The 16,283-nt window shown below is 47.6% G+C and carries 11 protein-coding genes and 1 pseudogene; 9 read left to right on the forward strand and 3 right to left on the reverse strand.

Going from position 1 to position 16,283, the window contains the following annotated elements:
* Position 1 precedes the first annotated feature (1 nt).
* Positions 2-967 (forward strand): 5-dehydro-4-deoxy-D-glucuronate isomerase, encoded by a 966-nt coding sequence (gene kduI / locus P3T48_RS11075; protein ID WP_276506722.1) that lies wholly within the window; start codon positions 2-4, stop codon positions 965-967.
* Between the two features lie 28 nt (positions 968-995).
* Entirely contained in the window at positions 996-2,462 is a 1,467-nt protein-coding gene (locus P3T48_RS11080; protein WP_158464377.1) for an MFS transporter, read from the forward strand.
* 149 nt (positions 2,463-2,611) lie between these two features.
* On the opposite strand, the gene P3T48_RS11085 is transcribed toward P3T48_RS11080, so the two are convergent.
* Positions 2,612-3,349 (reverse strand): nitroreductase family protein, encoded by a 738-nt coding sequence (locus P3T48_RS11085; RefSeq protein WP_217757462.1) that lies wholly within the window; start codon positions 3,347-3,349, stop codon positions 2,612-2,614.
* 399 nt (positions 3,350-3,748) lie between these two features.
* Here P3T48_RS11085 and P3T48_RS11090 point away from each other — a divergent pair.
* The 5 genes and pseudogenes from P3T48_RS11090 to dnaA all read left to right on the forward strand — a co-directional run.
* Positions 3,749-4,252 (forward strand): annotated as a pseudogene (locus P3T48_RS11090) (adenosylcobalamin-dependent ribonucleoside-diphosphate reductase); the annotation flags it as partial.
* Entirely contained in the window at positions 4,236-4,619 is a 384-nt protein-coding gene (gene folB, locus P3T48_RS11095; RefSeq protein ID WP_276506723.1) for a dihydroneopterin aldolase, read from the forward strand. The pseudogene P3T48_RS11090 and the gene folB, both read left to right, overlap by 17 nt.
* 53 nt (positions 4,620-4,672) lie before the next feature.
* A complete protein-coding gene (locus P3T48_RS11100; RefSeq protein ID WP_276506724.1) occupies positions 4,673-5,935 on the forward strand; it encodes an N-acetylmuramoyl-L-alanine amidase family protein in 1,263 nt (420 codons plus the stop codon).
* Between the two features lie 3 nt (positions 5,936-5,938).
* Entirely contained in the window at positions 5,939-6,838 is a 900-nt protein-coding gene (locus P3T48_RS11105) for an MlaD family protein (protein ID WP_217757459.1), read from the forward strand.
* A 103-nt stretch (positions 6,839-6,941) separates the two neighbouring features.
* Entirely contained in the window at positions 6,942-8,345 is a 1,404-nt protein-coding gene (gene dnaA, locus P3T48_RS11110) for a chromosomal replication initiator protein DnaA (protein WP_276506725.1), read from the forward strand.
* Positions 8,346-8,410: 65 nt separating this feature from the next.
* On the opposite strand, the gene pnuC is transcribed toward dnaA, so the two are convergent.
* Together pnuC and P3T48_RS11120 are read right to left on the reverse strand one after the other, a co-directional pair.
* Entirely contained in the window at positions 8,411-8,998 is a 588-nt protein-coding gene (pnuC, locus tag P3T48_RS11115) for a nicotinamide riboside transporter PnuC (protein ID WP_158464383.1), read from the reverse strand.
* 25 nt (positions 8,999-9,023) lie between these two features.
* Positions 9,024-11,336, reverse strand: coding sequence for a TonB-dependent receptor (locus tag P3T48_RS11120; protein ID WP_276506726.1), 2,313 nt, complete (start codon positions 11,334-11,336; stop codon positions 9,024-9,026).
* 395 nt (positions 11,337-11,731) lie between these two features.
* Between P3T48_RS11120 and P3T48_RS11125 the strand changes: the two genes are divergently transcribed.
* Positions 11,732-14,431 (forward strand): SusC/RagA family TonB-linked outer membrane protein, encoded by a 2,700-nt coding sequence (locus tag P3T48_RS11125; RefSeq protein ID WP_443217192.1) that lies wholly within the window; start codon positions 11,732-11,734, stop codon positions 14,429-14,431.
* A 15-nt stretch (positions 14,432-14,446) separates the two neighbouring features.
* Positions 14,447-16,144, forward strand: a complete 1,698-nt coding sequence (locus P3T48_RS11130; protein ID WP_276506727.1) for a RagB/SusD family nutrient uptake outer membrane protein — start codon at positions 14,447-14,449, stop codon at positions 16,142-16,144.
* Positions 16,145-16,283: the final 139 nt, after the last annotated feature.

Raw genomic sequence — 16,283 nt, forward strand, 5'->3', positions numbered from 1 at the left:
AATGAAGAAAACAATCTTATCTTTAGCAATGTTGCTCCTTGCCAGTGCGGGTTTTGCACAGTGCGGCAAGAATGCAGGTTATGAGGTAAAGGCAGAGAATGCCTATACCAACTACAATGTGCGTTATGCCAGCAATCCTCGTGACGCAAAGAATTATGACACCAAGCGTCTTCGTGGTGAGTTCGCCATCGAAAAGGTGATGGTTCCAGGTCAGGTGAACTGGACTTACACCATGTTCGACCGTTTCCTTATCGGTGGAGCCGTTCCTACAGCTACACCATTGAAGCTCACATCCATCGCACCTCTCTATACGGAGAAGCCCAATGACCAGAAGAATCTTCTCGACAACAGAGAACTGGGTATCATCAATGTAGGAGGCGAGGGCATAGTAACCGTAGACGGCAAGAACTATACCTTAGGCTTCCAGGAAGCACTCTATGTAGGTCGTGGTGCCAAGGATATCACCGTTGTCAGCAAGGATGCTGCCAAGCCAGCCCATTTCTATATGAACAGTGCTACTGCCCATAAGTCTTATCCCACCAAGAAGGTAACGCTCAAGGAGGCTAACAATATCAAGGCAGGAAGTCTGAAGGAGAGCAACGACCGCGTAATCCATCAGCTGATTATCGATGGAGTGGCAGGTGTTCGCACATGTCAGTTGCAGATGGGTGTAACAGAGCTGAAGGAGGGTTCTGTATGGAACACCATGCCAGCCCACACACATCTTCGTCGTATGGAGACCTATTTCTATTATAATGTACCCGAGGGACAGAAGATTCTCCACGTAATGGGTGAGCCACAGGAGACACGTCCTATCTGGCTGAACAACGAGGAGGCTGTAATCGCTCCAGAGTGGTCGATCCACTGTGCTGCAGGTACCAGCAACTATACCTTTATCTGGGGTATGGCAGGCGAGAACCTCATCTATAACGATATGCAGGTAGTGAAAATTCCGGAATTGAAATAAATAACATTAAGACTTAAAAACTATATCAATGAATGCAATTCAAACAAGTAAAATGTCCAACTTCCGTTGGGTGATCTGTGCGTTGCTCTTCATCGCAACCACCGTCAATTATATGGACCGTCAGGTCCTTTCATTGACATGGAAAGACTTTATCGCACCAGAGTTCCACTGGACCGACGATCACTATGGTACTATTACCGGTCTTTTCTCTATCTTCTATGCCGTAGCCAACCTCTTTGCAGGTAAGTTTGTAGACTGGATGGGCACTAAGAAGGGTTATCTCATCGCCATCTTTGTATGGTCAACAGGTGCTGTGATGCACGCCGGCTGTGGATGGGTAGCCATGCAGATTGAGGGTTATGACTCTATCGAGGCACTTCGCCTGGTACAGGCAGGCAGTGATGCAGCAGTAGCCATTGCCACCATCAGCGTGTGGTTGTTCCTCTCTTGCCGTCTGATCCTTGCCGTGGGTGAGGCAGGCAACTTCCCTGCAGCCATCAAGGTGACAGCAGAGTATTTCCCAAAGAAAGACCGTGCTTTCTCCACAGCCATCTTCAACAGCGGTGCCTCGGTAGGTGCTTTGGCAGCTCCTGCCACGATCCCATTGCTGGCTCGCAGCATGGGTTGGGAGTGGGCATTCATCATCATCGGTGTGCTCGGTTATGTATGGATGGGTCTCTGGCTATGGCTCTACGAGAAACCATCAAAGAGCAAGCATGTCAACAAGGCTGAGCTTACCTATATCGAGCAGGATGAGGAAGCTGAGCAGGCTGCTCCTGCTGCTGCAGAGCAGACTGAGGAAACCGAGGAGAAGACTATCGGCTTCATGAAGTGCTTTACCTTCCGTCAGACATGGTCATTCATTGTCGGTAAGTTTATGACCGATGGTGTATGGTGGTTCTTCCTGTTCTGGGCTCCAGCTTATTTCTCTGACCAGTATGGTTATTCTTCAGACTCTGGCATGGGTATCGCCCTCATCTTTACTCTTTATGCTATCGTAACAGTACTGAGTATCGGTGGTGGTTATCTGCCAACCTACTTCGTAGACAAGAAGGGAATGAATCCATATATCGGCCGTATGCGTGCGATGTTGATCTTCGCTTGCTTCCCATTGCTCGGTTTGATAGCCCAGCCTATGGGTGAGTACAGCGCATGGTGGCCAGCTGTCATCATCGGTCTTCTCGGTGCAGGTCATCAGGCATGGTCTGCCAACCTGTATTCTACTATTGGTGATATGTTCCCTAAGAGTACTGTAGCAACCATTACAGGTATTGGTGCTATGGCAGGTGGTATCGGTTCCTTCCTTATCAACAAGGGTTCCGGTATGCTCTTCACCTACGCAGAGGGTCAGGGTTCAGCCTTCAGCTTCATGGGCTTCGATGGCAAGCCAGGTGCCTACATGATTGTGTTCTGCATCTGTAGTGTGGCTTACCTCGTAGGATGGTGCATCATGAAGGCTTTGGTTCCTAAGTACAAGCCTATCGTAGTGGAGTAATGACTCAACTTTCGCACATGCGAAACTTCAATAAAAAAAAGAAGCGATCAGCAAAATAAATGCTGATACGCTTTTTTTTTATTTTCTCTTTTGGGAGCCTTTTTCCTTTTTTTACCTTTTTACTTTTTTCCCTTTTTACCTTTTTACCTTTAAATAAATCCCTGCTTTCTGAGCGCCTCCATGAATCCGGTGCTCATGGCCTCGCAGTCCTTCTTGGTATATCGAATGTCGGTAAATACCTGTGCCAAAGTCTCTACCTGGTTGGTGCGAACAAACTCCTTGTTCTCTTCGAGTGCCTCTTTCTCGGCATAGAAGTCATCAATCTTCTCGGGGGTATAGTCGTCGAAGGCTTCGCTGTGTACGATGGAACGCAGTGGCAGACGGTCGGTCTGTGCAGGCTTTTCGTCGGGCCATCCAACGGTAAGGGTGGCAACAGGCATGACGAGTTGGGGCAGATGTAATGTGTCGATGATCATCTGTGGCATATAGACCGTAGTGCCCAAGAAGCAGGTACCCAAGCCTGCCGCTTCTGCCAGGACTGTGAATGTCTGGGTGAAGAGCAGGGCATCGGTGGCGGCATTCATGAACGATAGGATGTTGTCATAGCCAGGGTGAGCCTTGCGATGATTTGCCCATGCTGTGGTGCGGCGATAGTCGGCGCAGATGGTCAGTACAACTGGTGCTTGTGTTACCATGGGCTGGTTGAAATGGGCTGGCGCCAAGGCCTTCTTGCCTTCCTCGCTACGGGTTACCACAACGCTGTATAGCTGGAGGTTGCCCATGGTAGGAGTGCGCTCAGCTTCCTGCAGCAGGCTGTTGAGCAACTCTTCTGATATCTCGCGGTCGGCATATTTGCGAATGGATGTTCTGTTTTTTATTGATTCCATAAATTCTTATATATATAATAATGTGTAAATTCTCTTACTGTCACATTGATGACAGCAGATCAATGCGTCATCGTTCGACTATGTTCATGCAAAGTTACACATTCTTTCTTGATTTCGGTGTATTCTTTTTCCTTTTTGTTTCATTTGTGCTGCAAAAAGTTGCATAGTTGGGAAATAAAAGTTAAATTTGCATCCAAATTTAGTAGAATATTCATAGAACATACTGTGTAAATGGAGAATATAGATCATATATCATTCGAACAGGCTTCGGCTGAGCTGTTGGAGAAAGTGCACCATACCCTTTCGGCTTTCCGGCAGCGTTTTGAAGGCGAGGATGTAGATTTCGCCAAGCTGCATCGTGAATTGGTGAAGCGGGTGAATGATGAGCTGGACGTACAGCCTTGCCATCCCGAGGTGGTGGAAGTGCGGCCCAAGGTGTTGGACTGTGATGTGGTGAGATTTCAGAACAATAAAGACAAGTGGGTGGCGCTTATCGGCTTGCTCGATGGTCATCCTTATGAAATATTTACAGGTTTGCTCGACGACGAGGAAGGCATCATGCTGCCCAAGTCGGTGATGAAAGGCCGAATCGTGAAGGAGGTGAACAACGATGGCACCAAGCGTTACGACTTCCAGTTTTTCAACAAGCGAGGATACAAGATGACCATTGAGGGACTGAGTGAGCGCTTCAATCCTGAATACTGGAACTATGCCAAGCTGATATCGGGCGTGCTCAGATACCGCATGCCTATAGAGCATGTCATCAAGTTGGTGAGTCAGCTGCAGTTGACCTCCGAGAGTATCAATACCTGGAAGGTGGGCGTGGAGCGTGCGCTGAAGAAGTATGTATGCGAGGAGACCCAACAGTCGGAGAAGGAGGATGAGCATGAAGGTAAAGAATAGCCGCATCTTCCTGCGCAATGTCAGGTTTCATGCCTATCATGGAGTGCTGGAACAGGAGCGCATCGTGGGCAATGACTATGTGGTGAACATCGTGGCAGACTGCGATTTCACCCATGCCCTGCAGACCGATGAGTTGCAGGACACGGTGAGCTATGCCGACATCTACACCCTGCTGAAAGAGGAGATGGCTGTGCCCAGTAAGTTGCTGGAACATGTGGCAGGAAGAATAGGGGAGCGCCTCTTTGCCGAGTTTCCTGCTATACAGAGTCTCGACATCAGTATCATGAAGGTGAATCCGCCCTTTGGTGCCGATTGCGACGGAGCAGGAATAGAAGTACACTTAATGAATTATAAAACTTTGTGCTAAATTTAGGTTTTCTGATTGGAAATGCTTAATTTTGCACCATCATAAGCAAATATATGTTTAGCAAGAAGATATTATCCTTGGTGGCCATGTGGCTTTTGTTGGTCTTGAATGCGTTCTCGGCCAACAAACGTTTTACGCTCGTTATCGATGCTGGTCACGGAGGACATGACGCGGGAGCCTTGGGAACCATCTCGAAAGAAAAGGACATCAACCTGTCGGTGGCGCTGGCTTTCGGACGATACGTGGAGCGCAACCAGCCAGATGTCAGGGTGGTGTACACCCGTAAGACGGATGTGTTCATACCCCTGAAGGAAAGAGCCAATATCGCCAACAGGGCGAATGCCGACCTCTTCATATCGGTACATACCAATGCCTTGCCTGCGGGCAAGATAGCACGAGGATTCGAGACCTATACCTTAGGTATGCACAGGGCCAAGGACAACCTCGATGTGGCTATGCGAGAGAACTCGGTTATCTCGATGGAGAAAGGCTATCAGCAAACCTATCAGGGATTCGACCCCAGGTCGTCGGAGAGCTATATCATCTTCGAGTTCATACAGGGAAAGAATATGGAACGAAGCGTGGAACTGGCGCGAATGATTCAAAAGAGTGTATGCACTGGTGCCAACCGACCCAATAAGGGAGTACACCAGGCGGGATTCCTGGTGCTGCGCGAAACATCTATGCCAGGCTGTCTGATAGAGTTGGGCTTCATCACCACACCCGATGAGGAGCAACTCCTCAACTCGGCTAACCGTGTGGACGACATAGCACGTGGCATCTATCAGGCTTTTGCCCAGTATAAGGATAGATACGACAAGGGCGTGTCGGTGCCTTACCGTCCTACGGATGACGACAAGGCAGAGGTGCCTACCATCGTACCTTCAGACTATAAGGAAGAAAAGGCACCGGCAGTGGCAAAGCCAGCTACCCGATCAACCCGTGCTGCCCAACCCCGTACGGCACCCGTGAGAAAGGTGGAGGAGCCGGAGCATAAGCAGAACCAGAAAAAAGTGGTCAAAGCTCAGAACCAGACGAAGGATGCCCCCGTGTTCAAGGTGCAGATTCTGGCAAGCAGCAGGGTGCTGCGGACAGGAGACTGCCATCTGAAGGGTGAGACCGAATATGATTCCTATCAGGAGAACGGCATGGTGAAATACACCATGGGAGCCTCGACCAACTATAATGAGATATACCGACTGCGCAAGTCGCTGCTCGAAAAGTTCCCCGAGGCTTTCATCATTGCCTTCAAAAACGGACAGAAGTATGATGTAGGTCAGGCAATAAGAGAGTATAAACAGAACAAGAACAAATAAGAAATGAAAATGAGCAAGGAAATAAAGATAGCTCTTGTGGCTGTCGTGGGCATATTGATTATGTACTTCGGAATCAACTTTCTGAAGGGCATCAACCTTTTCTCGTCACACAACTACTATTACATTACCTTTAACGACATTCAGGGATTGGGAGCCTCTACTCCTATCTATGCCGATGGTTACAAGGTGGGAACAGTAGACGCGATAGAATTTGACTATGGTCAGGATGGACCTATCAAGGTGAAGGCTGATATCGACAAGGCTTTGCGTATACCTGCTGGCAGTAAGGCAGAGATAGAGAAAGACCTCATGGGCAACCTGCAGGTGAATCTGCTCCTGGCCACCAATCCCCGTGAACGCATAGAGCCAGGAGGCATCATCCCCGGTGCTGTGAATGCAGGAGCCATGGGAAAGGTGGCAGATATGGTGCCTGCCATCGAGAAGATGCTGCCCAAACTCGATTCTATACTGGGTAGCCTTAATGCTCTCCTTGCTGACCCTGCCCTGGCAGCATCACTGCACAATGTACAGACCATCACATCCAACCTCACCGTGTCTACCCGTGAGCTGAATACCCTGATGACAGGTCTCAACAAGCAGGTGCCTGGTATGATCAACCGTGCCAACGGTGTACTCGACAATACCAACAAGTTGACTGCCAACCTGGCCGGTCTCGATGTGCAGGGTACACTCGACAGGGTGAACCGTACCTTGGCAAATGCAGAGGAATTCACCAACAAACTGAATAGTGACAAGGGAACACTCGGACTGTTGATGAACGATCCGCAGCTGTATCATAATCTCAATGCCACCATGCGCGATGCCGACTCGCTGGTTGTCAACCTGAGACAGCATCCTAAGCGCTATGTACATTTTTCAATCTTTGGCAAGAAAGATAAATAAAGATTTGTGTATTTGCTATTTATTTTATAACTTTGCAGACAGGTTCGCTTTGTTTGGAGCTGCCTGTAAAGTAAAAATAAATAGTAAATATATCATATAGAGAATGTTAGCAAGTCCAAAACCACTCTGGGATAATTGTCTCGCCGTTATTCGCGATGCAGTGAAGCCCGACCAATACAAGACTTGGTTTGAGCCCATCGTCTTCGAGTCGTACAAACCGGCTACGAAGACTTTGTTGCTTAGGGTGCCCAGTACCTTCTTCTATGAGTATCTGGAGGCTAACTATGTGGACTTGCTGAGCAAGGTGCTGCAGCGTAACTTCGGTGAGGGAGTAAGATTGACTTACCGTGTCGTTGCCGACTTGGAACACAAGAAGACGATAGTCCTCGAAGCCGATCCTAATGATGTGGATGTGGCTGAGCAGAGACGTATACAGGCCGAACAGCCTAAAGTGCAGCAGCCCGAAGACATCGATACGCAGCTTGATCCTAAGCTCACGTTCAACAACTATGTGGAGGGTGCCAGCAACAAGTTGCCGCGTTCGGTAGGCTATTCTATTGCCGAACATCCCAATACCACTCAGTTTAACCCCATGTTTATCTATGGTCCGTCAGGTAGTGGCAAGACGCATCTTGTCAATGCCATCGGTGTGCTGACCAAGAAGACTTATCCCAAGAAGAGAGTGCTGTATGTCAGCGCACGCCTCTTCCAGAACCAGTATATAGAGGCGGTGCTTCACAACTCCACCAACGATTTCATCAATTTCTATCAGACAATAGACATGCTGATAGTGGATGATATTCAGGAGTGGGCAGGAAAGACCAAGACCCTTAATACCTTCTTTCATATCTTCAACAGCCTCTTTCGTAACGGAAAGAGAATCATATTGGCGAGCGACCGTCCTCCGGTAGAACTGAAGGATATGCCCGACCGACTGCTTACCCGTTTCTCTTGTGGACTGGTGGCAGAGCTGGAGAAGCCGAATGTGCAACTCTGCGTGGACATCCTGGCAAGCAAGATACGAAGAGATGGGCTGCAGATTCCTGCCGATGTGGTGGCTTTCATTTCACAGACTTGTAATGGAAGTGTGCGTGACCTGGAGGGAGCTATCAATGGACTTCTGGCTTACAGTATTGTATATAACAGCAATATCGATATCCGACTGGCAGAGCGTGTCATCAAGCGGGCTGTGAAGATTGACGACCATCCGCTCACAATGGATGATATTATAGATAAAGTATGTCATCATTTCAATGTCACTCCTACAGCCATTCACAGCAAGAGCCGTAAGCGTGAGTTTGTGGTGGCAAGACAGGTGACGATGTTCTTGGCTGCCAAGCATACTAAAATGCCGGCCTCACGTATAGGAAAGCTCGTGGGCAACAGAGATCACAGTACGGTGATTCACAGTTGCACAAAAGTAGAGCAAAGACTGAAGCTGGATGCTGATTTCAGAGATGAACTGACCAGCATAGAAAACTCATTGAAGCTGAAAAACAACGAATAGTTAGTTTTTCAGCTTCAATGTTTTATAGAACTTTCGTAAGTAAGTTCAGAGGTTATAGTAGTTATTTATTGTTTTATCATCTTCTTCCACTTGAAATAGCCTGCTACGGCAATGATGACATACAGACCATAGAGTCCTGCTTTAAAGGGAATACCTTTTACGATATACAGGTAGCAGCATACTACATCGACGATGATCCAGAAGAACCATTGCTCGATGTACTTGCGTGCCAAGGCCCACAGACCCACAAAGCTCAGGGCATTGGTGAAACCATCGAGGAGAGGCACTGTGGAGTTGGTATAGGTCGCCAATATATAATAGGTGAGTCCCCATGCCACAAGGAAGAAGACGGTGGCAGGAAGATAGAGCGACTTGCGCATACGGGTAATCGGCAGTTCTTCTTCAGCCTTTTGGTTGTGCTTCTTGCCAAACTTCCATACGGCATATCCGTAGACTGCAGCTACGGTATAGTAGGCTGCCATACCGGCGTCGCCATAAAGACCATGCCCCCAGTAAAGCCAGATGTCAAGGGCTGGCATCACAATTCCTATCAGCCAGAGATAAATGCTGGCACGGTACTCCAACAGGATGTAAACCAGTCCGAGTACCGTGGTGATGATGTCTAAACCATGTGATGTGATGAAATCCATCATGATGTTTTAGTCGTTTTGTCGATGATTAGAAATTGATAGAGAGATGAGCCATGCAGTTGAATGGTGCTGATGGAGCAAAACCTGCTGCACCATAGTCGCGGCTACCCCATAAGTTGACTGCAATTACCTTGCCGTCTACCATACGATATGTTGGTGCTGCCCAACCATTATTGTCATACTTTGCATCGAAGATGTTGTAGAGTGTCACACCGATGGTGGCATCCTTCAAGCCGATCTTCTTCAAAGAGAAGTGGTAGCTCAGGTCAATGTTGGTGGTGAAGTGCTTCTTCAATAACAGGGTCTCGTAGCAAGTGTTGCCTTTTGCCTCGTAGGTGTCTGGGTCTACATTGTCGTTGCACTCCATGGTCTTGAAACCTGTGTTGGTCAAGTACTGGTCGCTGACGTACTGGCTCTGGATGGCAGCCTTGAAACCTGCGTACTGGAAGGTGAAGATGTTGTTGAAGATGAAGTCTGGAGAGAAACTCAGTGGCGTCTCGCCTAAGTTGACGTTGGTCTCGCCATCTTCCAATGTTACCATCATATCCTTGGCACGATTCTTTGACCAGGTGGCATTGGCATCCCACTGGAACCAACTTACTGGCTTCCATGCAGCCTCCAACTCTACACCCATTCGGTAGGTTTTCTCAAGATTGCGTGTTACAGCCTCGCCGATGCTGTTGAGCTCACCTGTCAGCACAAACTGGTTCTTGTAGTTCATATAGTAGAAGTTGGCACCAGCTGAGAACTTGCTGCTCTGGTACTTATAGCCCAGCTCCAAATCGTTAAGACGCTCGGCCTTAGGTTTCTCAGAACCAGCATTCCAGGCCTCGTAGTTATTTCTTACTGGTTCCTTGTGTGCGATGGCGTAAGAGATGTACACCTTGTTGTTGGCGTTGATATCGTAGTTGAATCCAAACTTAGGATTAAAGAAATCGTACTTCTCGTTAATGATATAGTCACCAGTGAAGCTGTTGCCAATGAACCAATCGCTTGGGTCTTGCATCTTCACATTAACGTGGCGATACTGCAAGTCGAGGAAGGCGCTGAGACCCTTGACAAACTCGTAGCTTGCCTTGCCATAGATATTGAAGTCGGTCTTCTTGGCATTGTTGCGATAGTACTCGAAATTATTGTCACGAGCGATGTCACCGTTTACCTTGTGCCAAAGCACATTTCCCCAGTGGTCACCATCATACTTGTTCCAGCCTCCACCGAAGTTGGCGGTGAGATTCTTCTGGTTGTCGTAGTTGACGGAAGCGATTGCACCATAGAAGTCGTTGCCCATCTGCTTGCGACGAATGAGGTCGTTCTTCAATTCTGTGGTGTTCAGACCATACTCGGCATAGTCTTTATGGCACTTATACTCTTCGTAGTAACCATCGCCACGGGTATAGTGGAGCGCAGCATTGAGGTTCCAAAGATTGGTGAGGCGCTGGTTCCAGATGAGCTGATAGTTCTGAGAGTGATAGTTATCAGTTTGGTTGTCATAGTAAGCGCGGTTGCCGTTTACATCTGTGTACTCGCCACAAGAGTTGTAGCGACGGCCATAAAGGCTCTGCTCATACTTGGATGTGTAGTTCCATGCGTGGTAAGTTTCTTCCTGACCATTGAAGGTGATGAACTTCACCATGGTGTTGTCGCTGAAGTAGCCTGCCTGGAGGAAGTAGCTGTTGAGCTTGGCTGAAGCACGGTCGAGATAACCCTTGCTGCCGATGTTGGACAGTCGTCCCTGCAAACCCCAGTGGCCGTTGATAAGACCTGTGCTGAAGCGAACAGTCTCCTTGTGAGAGTAATAGCTGCCGCCTGATACGTCAAGACCAACGTATGGCTTGGCACCAATATTGTCTGTCAGCATGTTGACAGTAGCTCCGAAGGCACCTGCACCATTGGTAGAGGTTCCCACACCACGCTGAATCTGTATGCTCTGTGTGCTGGAAGCGAAATCACTGAAGTTGACCCAGAAGAGTGAACTGCTCTCGGCATCATTCATAGGGATTCCGTTGGCTGTGATGTTTACGCGGCTTGGGTCTGTGCCACGTACTCGAAGCGTGGTATAGCCGATTCCGTTACCTGCATCCGAGGTAAGAGTGATAGAAGGAGTGAGTGCCAACAGGTAAGGAATGTCCTTGCCATAATTGACAGCCTGAATATCGTTTTTGCTGACATTGGTGAAAGCTAAAGGTGCTTTCTTGCTTGCACGTGTCGAAATAACCTGGACCTCCTGCAGCTGTCTTGCCTTCAGAGTGTCGATGCGTTCTCCTGCTTTGCTTTTTGCAGCACCGGCTGTAGTCGCTACGCCGAAGATGAAGGCTGCAAAAAGCAACAAATCTTTTTTCATTTCCTTTTATTATATAATGTATAAAATATAAAGAGGTGTGTGGATATAGAACACAGGCAAGCCATGAGACTTGCGCCTGCCATCGGTTTTTCTCATTTTCCCTACGCCAGCATTGCCTGGACAGGTTCGATGGGTCTGATCTCAGCATCCGCAATTGCGGTAGCACCCCTTAGTTAGCATTTTGCTAACCGGGTGCAAAGTTACAACAAAAGATATATACTGCAAAATAAATCGAATGTTTATTTTGTTTTTTGTTTTAAGGCTTCTTTTTATTGGACTGGAAATAAGGTTTATGGAATTTTGTTAAGAACAAGAAGAAGATTTTTTTGTAGATTTGTTATGTAGTTCGCATTTTTTTTTATATTTTTGCAGCATATCTTTAACCTAAACAATATATGAAGCATAAGAGGAAATTTATATGTAGAATGATTTGTGCCCTGGCGCTGTCGGCTCCTTTGGCTGTAAAGGCTCAGAGCGAACAGTCTTTCGTGTTGGACACATTGCATCTGCCGGGAACAATGAATGTCGTTGAGCCGGAACTGCTCAAAAAGGGTGTGGTCAATAATGCACTCGATGCCTTGAACGGACAGACGGCAGGTGTGAACGTGACAAGTAATGGTCTCGACCGTATGGCCATGCTCAACTCAGTGCGTGTGCGTGGCACCACGTCTATCATGGGCGGCAACGATCCGCTGGTTATTATCGATGGGGTGACATCGGATGTGGCTACGCTTGCTACTATTTATCCTGCTGATATTGAAAGTTTTACGGTGTTGAAGAATGCCAGTGAAACGGCTCTTTATGGATCGCGTGGCGCCTCGGGCGTCATACAGGTCAAGACCAAGAAAGGAACGGGTAGGGGATTTCAGATCTCTTACGAGGGGAACTACGGACTTGAGGCCATGTGCAAGAGTATGGAGATGCTCAATGCTGCAGAATACATTGCTGCTGCGCAAAAATTAGGACTCGAGTATAACGATAAAGGCTGCAATACCAATTTTCGTAAGGCAATTACCCGTACCGGACAGGTGCAAAACCATTATCTGGCTTTCAGCGGCGGTACTCCGCAAAGCAACTATCGGGCTTCTTTTGGCTATATAGACCACAATACCATCATCCGAAGCAAGGGGTATCGTAACTTGGTGGCAAAGATTGATGTTACACAGAAAGCCTTCGGTGACAGGCTCACGGGCGACTTCGGCGTGTTTGGATCTTCATTCAAGAACAACGATATCTTCGATAACCAGATGCTCTTTTATTCGGCTGATGCCATGAATCCCACCTATCCATATGACAGAGTGAATGGCAGCTGGCTGAAGAATGGATCTGCTTCGCAGATCAATCCTCCCGGAGCTTTGTTGGCTGAACGGAATGACACAAAGAACATGAATTTCAATGCTCATCTGAAACTGAGCTATGACATCTCGAAAGACTTGAGCGTTTCTGGTTTTGGGGCTTATAGCTATGCTTCTAACGAGAACGACCAGTTTTGTCCTACATGGGTCTGGGCTCAGGGCAATCTGTATCGTGGTGAGTTCAAGAGTGAGGAATGGCTTGCCAATGTGCAGGCAAACTATCAGCATGTATGGGGAATACACGACCTGAAGGCTATGGCGGGAGCGGAGTATCAGAAAGATGTGCGCTCGGGATTCTGGACTTCAGCCAAGGGCATTACCAATAACGATATGGGCTATCATAACATAGGTGTTGCTGCATCACGACCTTTTGGTGGTACCGACAGCAACTATGAAGACCCGTCGCTGGCCTCGGTGATGGCTGGAGCCGACTATACTCTGTTAGGCAGATATGCCGTATCGGTATCGGTTCGTGGTGATGGCTCCTCAATGGTAGGCGATGATCATACTTGGGGCTTTTTCCCATCGCTGTCTATGTCGTGGGACATGAAACGCGAGAAGTGGTTGCGCCATATAGATGATATCACGATGCTGAAACTTCGTACGGGTTATGGACGTTCGGGAAATCTTGGAGGAATTTCTTCTTATACTACCATGAATACGGTGCGGCAGAATGGTATCGTGTCAATAAACAGCTCGCCTACGGTGACGATGGGCATGATAAGAAACAATAATCCAAACTTGAAGTGGGAGACTCGTTCCACCTGGAACATTGGCGCCGACGTGGGATTGTGGAACAATCGGCTGGTCATGACGGCAGAATATTATTACTCCAAAACGACTGATATGCTTTATGCCTACGATGTGCCGGTTCCGCCATTCGCCTACGACAAATTGCTGGCGAATATAGGCTCGATGAGCAACCAAGGACTTGAATTTGGTTTCTCGGTTACTCCTGTGCAGAAGAAGGATATGGAACTTAATATCAATATGAACCTGGCGTGGCAGAAGAACAAACTCTTGTCGCTCAGTGGCGAGTATGAAGGCATGCAGATGTCGGCAGCCGATGTGACGGCTATGGGAGGCTTGTCGGGAGCTGGGCAGCATGGAGGTTACAACAATGTGGTTTATCAGATTGTAGGTCAGCCGCTGGGAGTCTTCTATCTGCCTCATTGCAAGGGATTGGTAGAGGATGGAAACGGACATTATCGCTATGATATTGAAGATCTGGACAGGAATGGAACGGTGGACCTGAGTGATGGTGGCGACCGGTATATAGCTGGTCAGGCTACACCTAAGGTCACACTGGGTTCGAATGTCAGTTTCAGATATCGCGACTGGTATCTCTCCTTGCAGATGAATGGTGCCTTCGGACATAAGATATTCAATGGTACGGGATTGGCTTACACCAATATGTCGAGTTTCCCAGACTATAATGTGTTGAAGGGTGCACCCGAGAAAAATATTGTAGACCAGAATGTCTCTGACTATTGGCTGGAGAATGGTGATTATCTGAATATCGAATATCTCACCGTGGGATATGACGTGCCCATAAAAAAGGGAGTGGTAAAATCGCTGCGCCTTTCGCTGAGTGTCAATAACCTGGCGACGATAACTGGTTACAGTGGGTTGACACCGATGATTAACAGTTATGTGGTCAACAGTACGATGGGTATTGATGATAAGAGGACTTATCCCGTTTATCGCACTTACTCTATGGGTTTGAGCATTCAATTCTAAAAACATTTTGCAGATATGAAACACTATACCTTATTATATATAGCATGGGCAGCGATGTGTCTTACCTCCTGTCTTGACGAACATCCTAAAGACCAACTTGGCGAAGATGCCATCTATGGGTCGGCTTCTGAAATATATACCAATGCGGTGGCTTCGCTCTACAACTATATAGGAAGCGCCAATGAGAGTGAGGGAATACAAGGCACGTGCCGGGGAGTATATGATTATAATACCCTGACCACAGACGAGGCGATCATTCCGATACGGGGTGGCGACTGGTATGATGGAGGATTGTGGAATGCCATGTATCAGCATCGGTGGACTGCCGATGATCAGTCGCTCTACGATACATGGAAATTTCTGTATAAGGTCATCGTGCTTGCCAATAAATCTTTGGATGTAATCGAAAGCAAAAAAAACTTGCTCTCTGTTCAGCAACAGCAGGATTATATGGCAGAAGTGAAGGCTGTGAGAGCCTTGTTCTATTACTATGCCATGGATATGTTCGGGCGGATTCCATTGATTCTTTCTTCTTCCGAACAGGCTTCGTCAGGTGTGGATTTGGGACAGGTGCCGCGCAGTACAGTCTTCCGTTTTGTCTTTAACGAGTTGCAGCAGGCTTCGCCTTTTCTCCCTGACGAACATAGCAACAAAGAGGGGAATTTCTATGGGCGTATCACACAGCCTGTAGCAAACTTCTTGTTGGCTAAGTTGGCGTTGAATGCTGAAATCTATACCTATGACGACTGGACGTCCGGTTATCAGAACCGGCCTCGAGGAAAGGATATTGTCCTGAACGTTCCTGTAGAGAACCATAACGCAGATGATGCTGCCGGAAGATTGGCAGACAAGCCTGTTGTTAATGGAAACTACCAACTGAATGCCTGGGAAACCTGTATCTACTATTGTGATAAATTGGCAGAGGAGGGTTATATGTTGGAGGATGATTATGCTGCCAATTTCTCTACTCACAATGAAAACTCTCGTGAGAATATCTTTACGATTCCTATGGATAAGAACGTGTATGTCAATCAGTTTCATTATCTCTTCCGCTCTTATCATTATGCGCATGGCGGGCTCTTTGGATGGGGCAGTGAGAATGGTACTTGTGCTACGGTTTCCACGATGAGGACAAACCATTATGGTGAGACAGATGAGGATGCACGATGCAAGGTCAATTTCGTGGCTGGTATGGTGAAGGTTGATGGAAAAAATGTTCTGATGGATAATGGTAAAGTTCTTGAATATCAACCTCTTGAGGTGAAACAAAATCTTACTAACAGCCCTTATGTCAAGACTGCGGGCGCCAGAATGGCTAAGTATGAGGTGGACCGAACTGCTTATATGGACGGTAGACTGATAAGCAACGATATTGTGCTTTTCCGTTATGCTGATGCTCTCTTGATGAAAGCTGAGGCTAAAGTGCGCAATGGAGAGGATGGTAGTGCTGAACTCGATGCTGTGCGCTTGCGTGTAGGAATGCCTGTCTGTGAGGCTTCACTCGAGAATATCTTGCGCGAACGTTTGCTCGAACTTGTTTGGGAAGGTTGGAGGCGTCAAGACTTGATTCGCTTCGGCCTCTTCACTGGGGCTTATGATCTACGAGAACCATTGCCAAACGAACAGTCAGGCTACACGACGGTGTTCCCCATTCCGCAAAAGTGTATCAATCTGAATAAAAAACTCATTCAGAATAAGGGGTACGAAAAATAAAGGAATATCAGAAGACTTTGGTCTTAATAGATGGCTGGGCTTGGTCTTAATAGACGACCGAGTTCGGTCTTAATAGATGACCAGAATTGGCCTTGATAGGCGAGGCAAGTCTTTGCCTTGCGGATTTGGCTTAATCAGG

Origin of the sequence: Segatella intestinalis, from assembly GCF_029348455.1 — a bacterium.
Taxonomy (GTDB): domain Bacteria; phylum Bacteroidota; class Bacteroidia; order Bacteroidales; family Bacteroidaceae; genus Prevotella.